Consider the following 16619-nt stretch of genomic DNA (forward strand, 5'->3'; position numbering starts at 1 on the left):
CATCGTACGGACCGTGCCGGCCCGGGAGCGGCGGATGCCGCATCCCGAACCGGCACGGTTCTCTTTGGTGTGGACGCCTACTTGCCGTTCAGCGAGAACGCATAGAGCGCCTGTCCCGGGGTGTCGGGCCCGCCGAGGGAGTACCCGGTTCCCCAGTACACGACGCCGTTGGAGATCGCGGCGCCCCCGTAGCAGATGTCACCGGACGGGTAGTCCCACAGGATGCTGCCGTCGCCCGCCTTCATCGCGTACATGTGGCCGGCGGCATCCGCCGAGCATGCGTACACGACGCCGTTGGCGACCGTCACGGGCCCCGGCGCGCCCGCCTGCTGCGGGTTCAGCGTCTGCCAGAGCACCTTGCCCGTGCCCGCGGCCATTCCGACCCATCCGCCGTAGTTCACCGAGGTGCCGTTCGCGAGCACCCAGGGCTTCTGGCCGCTGTTCGCGTTCGCCGAGTAGACGCGGACGCCATCTGTCGCCGACCCCCACTGGAGGCCGCCGGCGATGCCACCGGGACCGACTTGTGTCGACCACTTGAGGGCTCCGGTCGCCGGGTCGAGGGCCCAGAAGGTGCCGCTCTTCTGGCCTGCCCCGACGAAGCTCTGGCCGTTGACCTTGAAGAGCATCGGCGCTTGACCGAAGTCGTAGTCGGGGCCTTGGTTTGTCGGGCATCCGGCGACGGGATCCTCGAATCCGGGGAACGGGATGCCGCAGGCGACGTTCCACGCGTCGGACGGCAGCGCGCGGAACGCCCACTTGACCGCTCCGGTCGTGGCGTTCAGTGCCACGATCGCGTCGAACATGTCCGAGGCGGGGACGCACGCCGCCCGCTCAGTATCCGTCGTCGCGGAACCGAGGCAGCTGCTCACCGAGTCCGGCACCGAGTAGTTGTTGCCCGTGCCGATGTAGACGGTGTTCGACTTGGTGTCCACGGCAGGGCTGCTGCCCCACACCGACGCGCCGGTGTAACCGTCCGGTGCCATATAGGTCTGCCACAGGGTGCTTCCGGTCGTGAGGTCGATGGCGCTCATCGACCCGCGGAAATCGAGCGGCACCCCGAAGCGCACGAGCACCTCCTCGTAGGAGGCGGTGCCCACGTAGATCGTGTTGCCCACGATCGTCGGCGACTGGGTGAGGATCGGATACCCGCCGGGGAACTTCTTCTTCCAGACCAGCGTTCCCGTCGTCTTGTCGACCGCCAGCAGGTAGCCGTCCGGGCTGAAGGACTTGCCGGCCTGGTCGCCGAGGATCAGGAGGTTGCCTGCGATCGTCGGCGTCGTACGCGAGTAGTCGCCCGGGATGCCGGTGTAGCCGGGGATCGTCGACTGCCAGATCGTCGCGCCGGTGCTCGCATCCAAGGCGTACAGTCTGCCTGCATCGTCGGGCACATATACGCGACCGTTCTCGACGGCCGGCGTCGCGCTGACGTTGCCCGCCGTCGACACCTTCCACTTCACGGCGAGCTTGCTCGCGTTGCCGACGCCGATGGCGGTGTCGGCGCTACTGCGGGTGTTGCTCAGATCCGAGCCCCAGCTCGTCCAGTTGGTACCTGCCGCTGCCGACGCCGACATGGCGCCAGACAAGGCAAGAAGCAGAGCGGCCGAGGCCGCGACTGCATACCTTCCTTTGTTCATTTCTGTCTCCTCTGGTACGCGACCCACGCCGTCGTGGGCCGGAGCCGGGTCCCCCACAACCCGACGTCGTGGCACCCGACGCCGTGACTCGACGAACCGACGTCGGTCGGTCGAACGAGGCGTCAGGCGGTCCGCGGCAGCGCATTCGGGTACGAGGCGACCGGCGTGGTTTCGATTCGTCAGAAAAGTTGACTAAAGAGGAGGTGTCGGCACTCGGGTGTACGCGCTCAGCGGATAGCTCCGCGATCCGACCGGGACCGGGGAGGATGGCCTCCCAACGTGACGTCCGCGTCGTGCCCCTTCTGCATGCAGTCACTGAAGGATCTGCGAGAACCATACTCGGAACGCCCAGGTGATGGAAGGTATCTTCCCAGCGTCGGCATAGCTGCCGACCCGTAGCAGCCAGGCCAGCACACGAGCGCGGGCTCGGGTGGGTCAACGCTCCCTGTCATCCCGCCTGTGGACAACGGACGGGACGGACAATTCATCTTGCATAGGGTGGACGGATGATCTTCCGCCGCCGTGCTCTCGCCGTGGTCGTTGCCGGCGCGCTCGCGTTCGGATTGACGGGATGCATCGGAACCCCGGCGGCGAAGCCGTCCACCCCGGCGCCGGCCTTCACGAGCGATGCGGCCGCCTATGCGGCCGCCGAGAAGGTCTATCGGGACTACGTGGATGCCTTGAACCACGTCGACCTCGCGGATCCGAAGACATTCGAGCCCGTGTTTGCCTTGACCACAGGGGATGCGAACGCGGGAGAGCGAAAGCGACTATCGAACTATCACGCCGAAGGCGCGACTCTCGAGGGCGCCACGCGCGTCGTCCGTGTCGAGCCTCGGAATCTCTCTTCGGACCGGACGACGGTTGCGCTCTCCGGGTGTGAGGATGTCTCACAGATCGCGCTGCGCGACGCCAATGGAGTGTCTCTAGTCTCGCCTGACCGCCCCGACATGCAGCCAATCACGATCCGATTGAGCGTGACTGCCGCCGAGCCGACGCGGGTGTTGGTCGAGAGCGTGGAAGGACGAGAAGGGCCTCCGTCGTGCTGACTCTCTCGGGGGCTCTCGTACCACTAATGGTGGCTGCGACAATATCCGCCGTTCCAATGGCCTCCCTCTGTGACCGTTGGACTACTCAGTGCGACGTGATCACGAAGGACTCCGGAGTCGAGTTGGGCGTCTCGCGCGACCCGCATGACGGTGGGAACCGAGACACGACCGTGAAGAGCGCCCCGACAAGACCTCGCCCCGCTCCGTCTCCCTCGCCCTCCATCGATTGCGTGACCGACACGATCGCCTGCCGAGACACGTACAGCGTCGTGATGCTCCCGACTCCGCACGCCGAGGATCTCGCCGCCTTCACGCCGAACCGGCCGTCGCTCACCGTGGAGCCGGACGGGGTCGGCATCGTCGGCGCGCCGACGAACCTCATCGGGACGGTTCCGACGCACACGCTCACCGGCACGCTGTTCGACTACCCGGTCGCGGTTCGATTCACGCCCGCGGCGTACGAGTACGACTACGGCGACGGATCGCGCTCGACGACGACGGCAGGCGGCGCATCCTGGAGTTCGCTGCAGCAGGCGCAGCTCACCTCCACTCCGACGAGCCACGTGTACCGCGAGCGCGGGACCTACACCGTCACGGTCCGGGTCGTCTACGACGCTGCCGTGGACTGGGGGAGCGGCAGGTGGGTCGCGGTGATCGGGCAGGTGCGCAGCGCGCCGATGGGCGCGAGCGTCCAGGTCTACGAAGCACACACCGCGCTCGTGGCGCACACGTGTGCCGAGGCTCCCACCGCGCCCGGCTGCTGATCCACGGTTCAGAACGGCGGATGCTCCCCGTAGACCGGTCGTTCCAGGCGCGCGAGGGTCGACGTCATCCGCCGTATCTCGGCCAGATCATCCGTGGCGCCGCCCCTCTCGCTGTCGAGCGGGTCCGAAAGCGTCGGCACGGCCGGCGAGTGCACACGAACGACACCATCGGGTGCCCGCTCGTACACGAGTTTCGAGCGACCGGCGAGCTTGTGATCGTTGCCGCACAGCGGATGCAGATTCGTCAGATTGGTCGGACCACGGTGCGGTCCATGAAACTCCAGCCAATGGTCGATGTCTGCGTCTGCGGCAGGATGCTCGCATCCATCCACCGCGCACGTCGAATAGGCGAGCGTCAGCCACTCGACCTGCGCTCGCGTCGCCTTCCTCGACCGGCGGTCCATGTCGAGGATGACGCCGGTGACCGGGTCTGTGAAGACGCGGGTGAATGAGCCCTCACGGAGGAGGGCGGCCACCGCGGTGTACTGATCGATCGGAGTCGTTGCATCGACGAGCGGTTCCCGATTGAGGTCCGGACCCGCGCCGCGGCGTCCGCCCTGTCGAACCGTCGCCCGGGCAGCGCCCGAGAGCGTCGACACCGGAACGGTGACGAGCACCTTCGTCTTGACGGCCGTCGCCGTGCCCGCTCCGCGCAGCCATGCCGACAGCAGATCGGCGCGGATCTGATCTCGCGTCCGCCCGCGCCGATCGACCTTCGCGACATGCTTCGCCGTCGACGTGAGGCGACGCTTCGCTGCAACTGCCTCCGCGAGCGGAAGATATGCGGACAGCCACGCCATGCCATCGTCGACGGGTTCGACGACCACGCGACGGCGGGCCGCGGCATCCCGATGCCGCGTCTCCGGGGGGACCTGGGACAGCCGTCGCGCGACGCGTCGGATGTGCGCCCGGAATCCGGTCGAGCCGAGCCTGACGACAGCGTCGGCGACCTCGGTGTCGAACTGCGCCGACACATCCGCCCCATCACCGATCACCGCGAGGAGCGCCACCGCGGCCTCCACCTGCGTGAAGGCGGCGAAGCCGTCGAGTGCGCGCTGCCACAGGCGAGGGAGCTTCGTCTTCGCGGTCTCCGCGGTCGCGGCGATGCCCTGGATCGTGGTCTCCGAGAGGCCGAAGCGCAGCGCGGCATCACGCAGCACCGCCCGTTCGGCGATCTCGACGGCGTCCGCGTGCACGCTGAACGCGTACACATGCGGATGAGACCTCGTGAAGGAGAGGAGCTCGGCCACGGTCTCGGCGCGCGCGGCAGAGCGCTGGTTCACGGCGAACTGGTCTTCGAGGATGCTGTCGAAGAGATGCGCGAGCAGCGTTGCATCCGGTGATTCCCCGGAGGAAGAAGAATCGATGCGAGCGGCACTTGACATGCCTTTACTATAGAACATAGATTCGCATCATGCAAACACGCTCAGCCATTCGCGGGTGCCTCGATCGACAAGCGCGACCAGTCCGCCGACGCGTGCAGTCAGAGCGGCGAGACGCCGGCGCGTCAGCGCCGGGTCGAGGCCGTCACCGTGAACTTCGCGTTGCGGGCGATCTGCCGGGTGGGACCGACGATCCGGTCGAGCACGGAGCGGTACCGCAAGGCCGAGTTCCACACGCACCACAGCTCGCCGCCGCTGCGCAGGACACGCGCGGCATCGGCGAACAGCCGCGGCGCGATGTCCTCGGTCACCGCTGCGCCCACATGGAACGGCGGATTCAACGCGATGAACGACGCCGAGCCCGCCGCGCGCGACGACAGCAGATCGTCCCGCGCCACCTCCACCCGATCCGCCACGCCGTTCGCGGCGACGGTCTCGCGGGCGGATGCGACGGCGGCCGCAGACTGATCGGACGCATACACCCGGACCGACGGATGCCGCAGGCTCACACTCGCGGCCACGACCCCTGTCCCGCAGGCGAAGTCCACGACCTCGTCGGGGAGGCTGTCGGGAAGCGACTCGAGCAGGAACCGCGTGCCGATATCGATCGTCGGACCGGCGAACGCGCCGCCGTAGGCGCACACGACCAGTCCGTCGACGACCGCACGCCGCGCCACCGGATCCGCACCGTCCTGCGGGCCTTGCGCGATCAGCACGCGCGACTTCTGACGAGCAAGCGAGACAGCCAGCGAACGGAACCTCTGCCGCAGCACATCGTTCATCGCCAAGCTCATGTGCTTCAGCCGCCCTCCGGCGACGACCACGACATCGGGCGCGGCGTGCGCCGCGACGAGCCCCGCGATGTCTCGCAGCGCGTCGAGCGACCGCGGCAGCCGCAGCAGCACCACGCGGGCGTCGACGACCAGGGAGGCGTCGAGCGGCATCGAGCGATAGGTGTCCTCCATGCCGAACCGCGCAGCGTTGGCCGCCAGGGCCAGCTCGCCGGCGAGCGGATCCTGGTGCACCCGAAGGCCGCGGGCGCCCGCATCCGCCGCCGCCAGCGTCAGCGCGCCGTATCCGTCGCCGATCACGACGACGTCCTCGAGTCCGGTGTGCAGGGTCGCCCACTCGTCGAGGATCAGACGGTCCGCGGCATCCATCGCCGGAAGGTCGGGTCCCTCGAGGTCCGGCCAACGCCGCAGAGCCTCGGGGGAGAAGCGCGCCGCGGGGAAGGACATGGCTCCACGGTAGCCCGGGGATACGATGAACCCATGCCTCCCGAGCGTCGCCCCTTCGGTCCCGTCATCGCCCTGCTGACGGTCTCGTCCGTGTGGGATGCGCGGCTCGGCACGGCGCTGAAGGACCTCGGCCTCACGACACGCAAGTACGGTCTGCTCGCGCACGTCCACGCGACTCCCGGCATCTCGTTCAGCGACCTCGCCCGCCGGTCGCAGATCACGGTGCAGACCGCCCATACCGCGGTCCGGGCGCTGCAGGACGACGCCCTCGTCCACGATGCGAATGCGCACGCCGGATCGGCGTCCGACCTCCGGGTCACCGAGAAGGGCGAGCGCGTTCTCGCCGAGGCGGAGAAGCGGCTGGCGGCCCTCGACGAGGCCTTCTCGACCGGGGCTCCCGACCTCACGCGCGCTCTCGAAGGGCTGCACGAGCAGCCGTTCGGAGCCTGAGCGGCCGCCCGCACTCAGCGAACCTTCAGGAGCACTGAATCCCTTCAGATACACTGAAGGATGTGTTTCGAACCCCACTCCACCTCTTCCGTGCCCTCTCGGTCGCCGAGGCGATCACCTGGACGCTGCTGATCGCGGCGCTCATCGTCAGAGCCGCGACCGGCAACGCCCTCGTGGTCACCGTCGCGGGCGGCATCCACGGCTTCGTCTTCCTGTCCTACGGCGCGACCGCGATCCTCGTCGCGATGAACCAGCGGTGGGGAGTGCGTCCGGCGGTCGTCGCGATCGCCAGCGCCGTCATCCCCTTCGCGACGATCCCGAGCGAAGTGTGGCTGCACCGCACGCATCGCCTGGAGGGCGCGTGGCGTCTCGAGGAGACGTCGGACTCGCGCGATCAGGTCTGGTACGACCGGTGGATGCGGTGGTTCCTCCGCCGCCCGTGGGCGCTCGGCATCCTCATCCTCCTCGCGATCGTCGTGCTCTTCACGGTGTTGCTCGTCGTGGGACCTCCCGGCGGATCGCACTGATCACCAGCCTGTGGAGAGCACCCTCTCCAGCGCCGCGACGAACGCATCCGCGCTCCGGCGCGTGAACACCATGGGCGGCTTCACCTTGAGGACGTTCTGGAAGTCTCCGGTCGGCTGGATGACGACGCCGAGGCGCCGCATCCGGTCGCAGATGGCCGCCGTCTCCTCCGTCGCGGGGGACCCGTCCTCGCGCACGAACTCCGGGCCCAGGTAGAACCCGAAACCGTGCACCGTGGCGAGGAGGGGATAGCGCGACCCGAGCTCCTGCAGCCGCTCCTGCAGGTAGCCGCCGGTGTCAGCGGCGTTCTGCTGCAGCCCCTCGAACTGAATGACGTCGAGCACGGTGAGTCCCACGACCGACGAGACGGGCGACCCGCCCGCCGAGGAGAAGAAGTACCCCTGCGACCGGTACGATGCGGCGATCTCGGGCGTCGTGATGACGGCGCCCAGGGGATGCCCGTTCCCCATCGCCTTCGCGACGGCGACGATGTCGGGCACGACCCCCTGCTGCTCGAATCCCCAGAACCAGTGCCCGAGCCGTCCGTAGCCGACCTGCACCTCGTCCGCGACGGCGACCCCGCCATGCGCGCGCACCGCCGCGTACACCGCCTCGAGGTAGCCGTCCGGCAGCGCGACGCCGCCGGCATTGCCGTACAGCGTCTCGGCGAGGAAGGCCCCCGGCGGGGTGCCGGCGTCGGCGAGACGCTCGACCTCGGCGACCGCGTCCACGGCGTATCGCGAGGGGTCGTCGACGCGCGAGGGCACCGGCGCATCCACCGTGTGCACCCACTCCGGCCGCGTCTCGAGGGCGTTCGGGTTGTCGGCGACCGAGGTGGACACGGCATCCGTCTGATACGTCCACCCGTGATACGCCTCGCGCACCGCGAGGACGTCCTTCCTGCCCGTATGACCCTGCGCGAGGCGCAGCGCGAGATCGACCGCCTCGGAGCCGCTGTTGACGAGGAAGACCTGGTCGAGGCTGTCGGGGAGGAGGTCTGCGAGCCGCTTCGCGAATTCCGCGATCTGCGGGTAGTGGAACCGCGAGTTCGTGTTCAGCAGGCTCCACTGCCGGGCGACGTTGTGGACGAGCAGCGGGTGGGCGTGCCCGATCGACGTCACGTTGTTCAGCGCATCCACGTAGACGCGGCCGCCCTCGTCGACGAGCAGCTCGCGCCAGCCGCGGAGCATCATGGGCGGCTCGTCGAAGTAGTGCTCCTGCACCTCGGCGACGTGCTCCTCACGCAGGTGCAGGAGGCGCTCCGCGGCACCGGTGACGATGGCGGCCGGAGGAAGTCCGAGCAGAGGCGACGGATCGGCGACGAACGGACGCCACGCCGGGGCGAGCGCCGCAGTCGTGAAGTCGGGGACGTCGACGCCGTCGGCGACGAGGGAGACGGTGACCACCTCCACGACCTCGGCGAAGACCTCGCCCTCGCGCACCGGGCCTGCCACGACGTCGCTCGCACCACGAAGGCGAAGGCGCAGGCCGTCCGCGACGAGATCGCCGGACGGTTCGACCACGCCGTCCCACGGCGCCTGCAGCGCAACCGGCTCGGGCACCGCGAAGTCGAGCCCGAGCGGGACGTTCACCGGTGCGTCGTGGGCGTACGGACGGGATCGGGTGAGACGCGGCTCGCCGAATCTCGTCGCGACCGGGTGCTCGGCCGTCGCCGCCCGCAGCAGCGACGCCTCGGCATCCGCATCCAGCCAGCGCCCCTCGTCGAGGAGCGGGCTCAGCACCGAGAGGTCGACGAGTCCGGGCGTGGATCGCGGCCGGATCAGGCGCCCCGACGGGGTGCGCAGGGGCGGCGCATCCACCCCGGCCGCGTGCCTGACGAGTTCCGTCGCGACCGGCAGCGGGAGAGACACCGCGGCCTCGAAGATCAGTTCCTCGTGCGCGAGGTTCTCGGCCGCGTACTCGTTGCCCGGGTCGGTCAGCAGCACATGGTGCGCGCTCGCGACGAGCACCGCGCCGCGCAGCGCGAGCAACGGCCACACGACGTCGAGCTCGGCATCCGTCAGGGGCAGCACCTCGTGATACGCCCGCACGGCATCGAGGGCGGAGGGCACATCGACGCCGTCGTGGTGAAGCAGCGACGACAGCGTGATCGCCAGCTCGCCGACGCGCCACGTGCGGCCGAGGTCGCCGAGATCGATGACGCCGTCCGGGATGCGCCCATCCGTGGTCACGACGTTGTCGTCGGTGAGGTCGCCGTGGATGACCTGCTGCGGAAGCGATGCGGCGCGGGCGGCGACCGCACGCCATGCGGCCTCGGCCGTCGACCGCAGCCGCTCGCGCAGCTCCGGGTCGGCGACCGACGGCAGCATCGTCGCCAGCGCCGTGGGCGCGTGTTGGAGGTCCCATTGATTCGTCCGCTCGGCTCCGGGGTCGGCGAAGTCGGCGAGTGCGAGATCGACGGATGCCGCGAGCCTGCCCATCGCGCGGATCGCCGCGGGGGAGAGGTATCGGCTTCCCGAGAGCGTTCGCCCGGGCAGGAAGTCGAGCAGCCGTGCGTGAGCGGTGCCGCCGGCGGTCTCCACCGCGCGCACCGACGTGCCGTCAGCAAACACGTGCGGCATCGGGACGCGGACGTCGGAGCGCTCCGCGATGCGCGCGGCGGCCCGCGACTGCGCCTCGAGCTCAGCCGCGGGAGTCGCCGGATTCGCGATCTTCAGAAGGCGCGCCACGACACCGTCGTCGATCACGAAGTTCAGGTCCTGGTTGCTGCCGAGCGATCGCGCAGAGCCGGTGACGCCGAACAGATCGGCGGCGAGAGCAGCCGCCTGGTCCGGCGAGATCTCGGGCGGCGGAGCTTGGACGAGCGATTCGGTCTCGGGCACATCTGATTCTGTAACCTTGCGCACATGTCGAACAAGCGGCGGGGCGAACGGCTGTCCGCAGGCCTGATGCTCGTCGCCGTCGCCGTCGCGATCATTTGGGCGAACCTTCCCGGCGACGGATACGCCCACTTCTGGGAGACCCCGCTGCGCTTCGGCGTCGGCGGGGCCATGTGGACGTTCACCGTCCACGGGCTCGTCAACGAAGGACTGATGACGTTCTTCTTCTTCCTCGTGGGCCTGGAGGTCAAGCGCGAGCTGACCATCGGCGAGCTCGGGTCACCGCGGCGGGCGGCGCTTCCTGCGGCGGCCGCCGCTGCGGGACTGGTCGTGCCGGCTCTCCTGTATGCCGCGATCACCGCCGGAACGGGCGAGGCGCATGCCTGGGGGATCGTCATCTCGACCGACACCGCGTTCCTCATCGGTGCGCTGGCGCTGATCGCCCCGGTGTTCCCGGCCCGCCTGCGCACGTTCCTCCTCGCCCTCGCCGTCGTCGACGACATCGGCGCGCTCGCGGTGATCGCCCTGTTCTACAGCGGCGGGGTTCAGCTGCTGCCGCTCATCCTCGCGGGCGTGTGCATGGTCGCGATCGCCCTCGTACGGTTCCTGCCCGAGGGCCGCGGCTTCTCGTACGCCGTGCTCGGCGCGGCGCTGTGGGTGCTCGTGCTGCTCGGCGGCGTGCACCCCACCCTCGCCGGCGTGGCCGTGGCGCTGCTCATCCCCGTCTTTCCTCCGCGGCGCCGCGACGTCGAGCGCGCGGCCGAGCTCAGCCAGGCGTTCCGCGAGTCGCCCAACGTCTACTACGCCACGGCCGTGGCCCGCAGCGTCCGCGATTCGCTGTCGATCAATGAGCGGCTCGATGCCGCCTGGCGGCCGTACATCGCACTCGGCGTGCTGCCGATCTTCGCGTTGGCGAACGCCGGCGTGCACCTCGACCCTCAGACGGTGACGGATGCCGCGACCTCCCCGGTCACGTGGGGGATCATCGTCGCCCTCGTCGTCGGGAAGTTCGTCGGCGTCACCGGGATCACGGCCCTCCTGCGCCGGCTCCGCCTCGGGGAGCTCGCGCCGGGCCTCGGCATGACCCGCATCGCGGGCGGCGCGGCTCTCAGTGGCATCGGCTTCACGATCGCCCTGTTCCTCGTGCCGGTCGCGATCTCCGACCCGCATACGCAGAACCTCGCGCGCGTCGGCGTGCTCGTCGCCTCCGTCCTCGCGTTCCTCATCGGCTGGGCCGTCCTGCGCATCGGCGATCGGGTGCGGCCGCCGCGAGCCGTAGGCGCGAAGCTCAACCGGCCCGTCGACCCGGCGCGCGACCATATCCGGGGCCCGGTGGACGCGCCGCTGACGATCGTCGAGTACGCCGACTTCGAGTGCCCGTTCTGCAGCCGCGCGACCGGCTCGGTGGACGCCGTGCTGGCGCATTTCGGCGACGAGGTGCGCTGGGTCTACCGGCACCTGCCCCTCGACCGTGTGCACCCGCACGCGACGGCCGCCGCGATCGCCGCCGAGGCAGCCGCGATGCAGGATCGCTTCTTCGACTACGGGCCGGTGCTGTTCGCCTCACAAGACCATCTCGAGCCCGACGATCTCTGCCGTTACGCGCACGAGCTCGGACTCGACGTCGAGCGGTTCATCGCCGACCTCCGCTCGCCGGAGGCCGCGCGCCGCGTCGACGACGACCGGATGGATGCCGAGCTCATGGACCTGCACTCCACCCCGACGTTCTTCATCGGCGGGAAGCGGCACCTCGGTGCGTACGACTCGGGGACGCTGATCCGCGTGCTCGAGTCGTCCCGCCAGACCGTGCGGGACTGACCCTGCCTGCTCCCCGTCAGGGAAGCGGCGGCTCGTCCGGGTACGGTGCGAGCGGCTCGCTCGGGTTCGGTGCAGTGGGCTCGCTCGGTGTCGGCACAGTCGGTTCGCTCGGTGTCGGCACAGCGGGTTCCACGGGACCATCCGGCGCCGGGATGCCCGGCTCACTCGGCTGCCCGGGGATGCCGGGTTCGGGCCAGGTGTTCGATTCGCTCATGCCCCGAGTCTGGAACGGACCGGGCGGGATCGCACCGGGCTTGACACTCGCGTGCGCCCCGAGTAGCGCTCAGCGCGGCGGCATCTGCTGCAGCGTCCAGCGGTTGCCGTCGGGATCGGGGAACGTGACGAAACGCCCCCACGCCTGGTCGTCGACGCCATCCGCGTCGACGCCGGCCGCGCGCAGGTGCGCCAGCGCTTCATCGGCGTCGGGGACGACCACCTGGATCGTGTTCTGCTTGCCGGGCTCGAGGTCGACGCCGAGACCCGTGCCGAACGCGATCGAGCACGCCGAGCCGGGAGGGGTCATCTGAACGAACCGCAGGCCGTCGAACGGGGTCTGATCGTGGTCGGGGTGGAACCCGATCCGCGTGTAGAACTCCTTCGCCACGTCGACATCGGTCACGGGGACGAAGATCAGTTCGATGCGCCAGTCCATCGCGGTCTCTTGTGTCATGAATCCAGGCTAGGGAGGGGGTCCGACACCCGATCGGGAATACCTCGCACGCGCACTGGTTCAACTTGAGTGAAGCACACTCAAGTTTCAGGAGGACACGTGCCCGAAGACTTCCCCACCGAGGGGGCCAGCTCGTTCGACGACTTCCTCGCTCGCTATCTCGCGGGCGAGCAGGCGCGCCAGAGCAGATCCATCGATCTCACCCGCTTCCTGACGACGCGCACGCAGACGATTCTGCAGAACGCCGGCCGGTTCGCGCTGGAGCGCGGCCAGACCGAGCTCGACGCACTGCACATCCTGCGCGTGCTCGTCCAGGACGACAACGTCGCCCAGGCGGTCCGCCGCGTCGGCGTCGACCCGATCCGGCTCGTCGCCGCGACCGAGTCGCGCCTGCCCGCGGCCGGCGCCCCCGCCGACGTCGACGGCGCGACGATCACGCCGAGCGCCTCGCGGGCGCTGTTCCACGCCTACCAGGTGGCGCGCTCCAGCGGCTCGACCTACATCGACCCCGAGCACGTGTTCTTCGCGCTCGTGCTGGGTCAGGATGCGCCCGCGGGCCAGATCCTGGCGCACGCCGGCGTCACCGCCGAGGCGCTGACCCAGGGAATGCGCGAGGCTGTGCCGGCCGACGCGCCTGAGTCCCTGGGCGAGGACGCGGGGGATCCCGCATCCGTCACGCCCCTGCTCGACAGGTACGCGACCGACCTCACCGCGCTCGCCCGTGAGGGTCGGCTCGACCCGGTGATCGGACGCGTCGACGAGATCGAGCAGACGATCGAGATCCTGAGCCGGCGCACCAAGAACAACCCCGTGCTCGTCGGCGAGGCCGGCGTCGGCAAGACGGCGATCGTGGAGGGCCTGGCCCGCGCGATCGTGGCCGACGAGGTGCCCGACCAGCTGCGCGACAAGCGCGTGCTCGTGCTCGACCTCCCCGCGATGCTCGCGGGCGCCCGGTACCGGGGCGACTTCGAGGAGCGCCTCACGAAGACCATGGACGAGATCGCCGCGGCCGAGGGCGACATCATCGCCTTCGTCGACGAGGTCCACACCGTGGTCGGCGCGGGCGCCGGAGGTGAGGGTTCGATGGATGCGGGCAACATCCTGAAGCCGCGCCTCGCGCGCGGTGACCTGCACCTCGTGGGCGCGACCACGCTCAAGGAGTACCGGACGATCGAGAAGGACCCGGCGCTGGAGCGCAGGTTCCAGCCGGTGCGCGTGGGCGAGCCGTCGGTCGCCGATGCCGTTCTCATCCTGCAGGGGCTGCGCCCGGCGTACGAGGAGCACCACGGCGTGAGCTACACCGACGAGGCGCTGCGCGCCGCCGTCGAACTCAGCGACCGCTACGTCACCGAGCGGGTGCTGCCGGACAAGGCGATCGATCTCATCGACCAGGCCGGTGCGCGGCTGCGCCTGCGCCTGGGCGCCAAGGTCGACGTGTCGAAGCTCATGCAGCGGCTCGCAGACCTCGAGGCGGAGAAGAACTCCGCGGTCGCTGCCGAGCGGTACGAGGAGGCCTCGGCCGTCCGCGATCGCATCGCCGAGGTGCAGACCGAGATCGATGACGCGACCACCCGCGGGCAGAACGTCGAGGCCGTCGTGGACGAGCCCGAGATCGCGGCCGTGATCAGCCGCGCCACCGGCATCCCGGTGTCCCGCCTGACGGCGACCGAGCGCGCGCGTCTCGCGAGCCTCGGCGACGAGCTGCACGGACGCGTCATCGGCCAGGACACCGCGGTCGAGGCGGTCGCGAAGGCCGTGCGGCGTAACCGCACCGGCATGGGCGACGCCCGTCGGCCGATCGGATCGTTCCTCTTCCTCGGGCCCACCGGCGTCGGCAAGACGGAGCTGGCGAAGGCCCTGGCGGCATCCGTCTTCTCCGATGAGGACGCCGTGATCCGCTTCGACATGAGCGAGTTCGGGGAGCGCCACACCGTGTCGCGCCTGGTCGGCGCCCCTCCCGGATACGTCGGCTACGACGAGGCCGGCCAGCTCACCGAGCGCGTGCGCCGCAACCCGTACGCGGTCGTGCTGTTCGACGAGATCGAGAAGGCGCATCCGGACGTCTTCAACGTGCTGCTGCAGGTGCTCGACGACGGCCGGCTCACCGACGGACAGGGTCGCACGGTCGACTTCCGCAACACGATCGTCGTGATGACCTCGAACCTCGGCTCCGAGTATCTGGCGTCGCGCTCCGGCGCGATCGGGTTCACGACGAGCGGCTCCTCGTATGAGGAGGAGGACCTTCGCAATCGCGTCATGGGACGCCTGCGCGAAGCGATGCGGCCGGAGTTCCTGAACCGCATCGACGAGATCGTGCTGTTCCGCAAGCTCGAGAAGGAGCAGCTGCGCGACATCGTGGGCCTGCAGCTGCAGGCCACGGCATCCCGTCTCGCGTCGCGCGAGGTCGCGTTCGAGGCGACCCCCGCGGCGATCGACTGGCTCGCCGAGCACGGGTACGAGCCGGAGTACGGCGCCCGGCCGCTGCGCCGGCTGATCCAGCGCGAGGTCGATGACCGCATCGCGGACCTGTTCGTCGACGGCTCGCTCGCCGACGGCGGCTCGGTGACGGTGGATGCGTCCCCCCGCGGCATCGGCGTCACGGTCGGCATCTACGCGGCCGCCGCGTAAAACGGATCGGAGCCCCGGGTCGAGCGATCGGCCCGGGGCTTCGCGCTATCCGGCGAGCATCGCGATGAGGGTTCGCGCGTTGCGGACGGCGTGCCCGAGTTCGTCGTTGTCGAAGTAGACGTAGACATCGTGCCCGGAGGTCTCCCACTCCCGGACACGCCGTGCCCATTCGCGCAGCTCGTCGTCGGAGTAGCAGCCGCGGTAGAGCTGCTTCTGATCGGGGCCGTGTAGCCGCACGTAGACCAGGGCACTGGTGAGGCGCAGAACCGTGGGGAGCGCGGCGCCGCCCATGATGCAGTACGCGGCGTCGTGACGCTCGAGGATCGCGAAGACCACCTCGTCGTTCCAACTCGCATGCCGGAACTCCACGGCGGGTCGCGTCCAATGCGGGAGCGCCTGGAGGAAGTCGGCGAGCCGCTGGTCGTCGCGCTCCATCGTCGGCGGCAGCTGCACGATGAGCGGGCCGCGTCTGCCGTCGAGCGCGCGCAGACCGCGCTCGATGCGCGAGATCCACTCGGCCGGGTCGCGCAGCCGCCGGGAGTGCGAGAGGCCGCGCGGAGCCTTGACCGCCAGCTCGAACCCCTCCGGCAGCTGGTCGCGCCAGGCCGCGAAGCGCGCGTCGGGCGGCCAGTGATAGAAGCTGGCGTTCAGCTCGACGGTGTCGAACTCCTGCGCGTAGACCTCCAGGCGCCGGCCGGTCGCGACCCCGTGGTAGAGCGCGTCCTCCCAGTGCTCGTAGCTCCACCCGGAGGTGCCGATGCGCGCCATGTCCTCAACTCTGCGCCCGCGGAGCGCAGCTGTCAGGCCCCTTGCGCTGGGGGATGAGGCATGCTCGAACCATGACGGATGCACGAGTCTCCATCGGCGTGGCAGGCCTCCTGGGTCCGGCCGTCATCGCCCGCATCGCCTCCGCGGTCGAGGCCGCAGGTTTTCACGCGCTCTGGGTGAACGACACCCCCGGCGGAGATGCGCTCGCGGGTCTCGCGGCGGCCGCGGCGGTCACCGAGCGTCTCGTGCTCGCGGCCGGCGTGGTCGCGGTGGACCGGCGACCCGTCGAATCGCTCACCGGGGCGATCGCGGCTCTGCCCCAGGAACGGCTCGTCCTGGGCATCGGCTCGGGGCAGGCGCGTGCCGGCGCTCTGGCTCTCGTGCGCGATGCGGCGCTGCGGCTGCGAGAGCAGACCTCGGCCCGTGTGCTCGTCGGCGCGCTCGGCCCGAAGATGCGCGAGGTGGCGGTGACGGCGGGTCAGGGGCCGCTCCTGAGCTGGCTCACGCCGGACATCGCCGCAGCGCAGGCGCGGGACGCGCACGGCGCCTCCGTCGACGCCCACGTCGCACTCTACGTGCGGACGGCGCTGGATGCGGCGGCCGGCCCCGCTCTGCAGGCCGAGGTCGACCGCTACGCGTCCTACCCGAGCTACCGGGCGAACTTCGATCGCCTCGGCATCGCAGCGGCGGAGACGGTGCTCGACGCGGACAGCTTCGCCGGCCGCCTCCCGGCATACTGCGCGGCGGTCGACGAGGTCGTGCTGCGGGCGATCGTTTCCGGGGGCGACGCGGAGGACTACGTGTCCTTCGTGGAGACCGCCGCGCGCCTGACCGCGAGATAGGGCCATGGGGG

Annotated in this window: 14 protein-coding genes; 7 read left to right on the forward strand and 7 right to left on the reverse strand. The window is 70.0% G+C overall.

The genetic code is table 11. From position 1 onward, the window contains the following. Positions 1-77 precede the first annotated feature (77 nt). Entirely contained in the window at positions 78-1634 is a 1557-nt protein-coding gene (locus tag AC0NZN_RS04605) for an outer membrane protein assembly factor BamB family protein (protein WP_474591086.1), read from the reverse strand. A gap of 506 nt (positions 1635-2140) precedes the next feature. Between AC0NZN_RS04605 and AC0NZN_RS04610 the strand changes: the two genes are divergently transcribed. Both AC0NZN_RS04610 and AC0NZN_RS04615 read left to right on the forward strand, forming a co-directional pair. Then, a complete protein-coding gene (locus AC0NZN_RS04610; RefSeq protein ID WP_474591087.1) occupies positions 2141-2683 on the forward strand; it encodes a hypothetical protein in 543 nt (180 codons plus the stop codon). Positions 2684-2913: 230 nt separating this feature from the next. Beyond that, complete coding sequence (locus tag AC0NZN_RS04615; protein WP_474591088.1) at positions 2914-3447, forward strand: PKD domain-containing protein; 534 nt, start codon at positions 2914-2916, stop codon at positions 3445-3447. Positions 3448-3455: 8 nt separating this feature from the next. Here AC0NZN_RS04615 and AC0NZN_RS04620 read toward each other — a convergent pair whose 3' ends face one another. Continuing rightward, the gene (locus tag AC0NZN_RS04620; protein WP_474591089.1) at positions 3456-4832 is read right to left on the reverse strand and encodes an HNH endonuclease signature motif containing protein; all 1377 of its coding nucleotides are present in this window, start codon (positions 4830-4832) and stop codon (positions 3456-3458) included. A 122-nt stretch (positions 4833-4954) separates the two neighbouring features. Further along, positions 4955-6067 (reverse strand): class I SAM-dependent methyltransferase, encoded by a 1113-nt coding sequence (locus AC0NZN_RS04625; RefSeq protein WP_474591090.1) that lies wholly within the window; start codon positions 6065-6067, stop codon positions 4955-4957. Between the two features lie 33 nt (positions 6068-6100). Between AC0NZN_RS04625 and AC0NZN_RS04630 the strand changes: the two genes are divergently transcribed. Both AC0NZN_RS04630 and AC0NZN_RS04635 read left to right on the forward strand, forming a co-directional pair. Further along, positions 6101-6517, forward strand: a complete 417-nt coding sequence (locus AC0NZN_RS04630) for a MarR family winged helix-turn-helix transcriptional regulator (RefSeq protein WP_474591091.1) — start codon at positions 6101-6103, stop codon at positions 6515-6517. Positions 6518-6579: 62 nt separating this feature from the next. Continuing rightward, entirely contained in the window at positions 6580-7044 is a 465-nt protein-coding gene (locus AC0NZN_RS04635) for a DUF3817 domain-containing protein (protein ID WP_474591092.1), read from the forward strand. Here AC0NZN_RS04635 and AC0NZN_RS04640 read toward each other — a convergent pair whose 3' ends face one another. Then, the gene (locus tag AC0NZN_RS04640; RefSeq protein ID WP_474591093.1) at positions 7045-9885 is read right to left on the reverse strand and encodes an aminotransferase; all 2841 of its coding nucleotides are present in this window, start codon (positions 9883-9885) and stop codon (positions 7045-7047) included. A 24-nt stretch (positions 9886-9909) separates the two neighbouring features. On the opposite strand from AC0NZN_RS04640, the gene nhaA reads away from it, so the two are divergent. Beyond that, positions 9910-11700, forward strand: a complete 1791-nt coding sequence (gene nhaA / locus AC0NZN_RS04645) for a Na+/H+ antiporter NhaA (protein WP_474591094.1) — start codon at positions 9910-9912, stop codon at positions 11698-11700. A 16-nt stretch (positions 11701-11716) separates the two neighbouring features. On the opposite strand, the gene AC0NZN_RS04650 is transcribed toward nhaA, so the two are convergent. Both AC0NZN_RS04650 and AC0NZN_RS04655 read right to left on the reverse strand, forming a co-directional pair. Next, positions 11717-11914 (reverse strand): hypothetical protein, encoded by a 198-nt coding sequence (locus tag AC0NZN_RS04650; protein WP_474591095.1) that lies wholly within the window; start codon positions 11912-11914, stop codon positions 11717-11719. Between the two features lie 69 nt (positions 11915-11983). Then, on the reverse strand, positions 11984-12352 hold the full coding sequence (locus tag AC0NZN_RS04655) for a VOC family protein (protein ID WP_474591265.1): 369 nt from the start codon (positions 12350-12352) through the stop codon (positions 11984-11986). A 117-nt stretch (positions 12353-12469) separates the two neighbouring features. On the opposite strand from AC0NZN_RS04655, the gene AC0NZN_RS04660 reads away from it, so the two are divergent. Next, positions 12470-14998 (forward strand): ATP-dependent Clp protease ATP-binding subunit, encoded by a 2529-nt coding sequence (locus AC0NZN_RS04660; protein ID WP_474591096.1) that lies wholly within the window; start codon positions 12470-12472, stop codon positions 14996-14998. A 45-nt stretch (positions 14999-15043) separates the two neighbouring features. On the opposite strand, the gene AC0NZN_RS04665 is transcribed toward AC0NZN_RS04660, so the two are convergent. Continuing rightward, a complete protein-coding gene (locus AC0NZN_RS04665) occupies positions 15044-15766 on the reverse strand; it encodes a DUF72 domain-containing protein (protein ID WP_474591097.1) in 723 nt (240 codons plus the stop codon). A 71-nt stretch (positions 15767-15837) separates the two neighbouring features. On the opposite strand from AC0NZN_RS04665, the gene AC0NZN_RS04670 reads away from it, so the two are divergent. Beyond that, positions 15838-16608 carry an LLM class flavin-dependent oxidoreductase gene (locus AC0NZN_RS04670; RefSeq protein WP_474591098.1) on the forward strand — a complete coding sequence of 257 codons (771 nt, stop codon included), beginning with the start codon at positions 15838-15840 and terminating at the stop codon, positions 16606-16608. Positions 16609-16619: the final 11 nt, after the last annotated feature.

The sequence above is a fragment of the Microbacterium sp. sgz311019 genome (genome assembly GCF_056135325.1).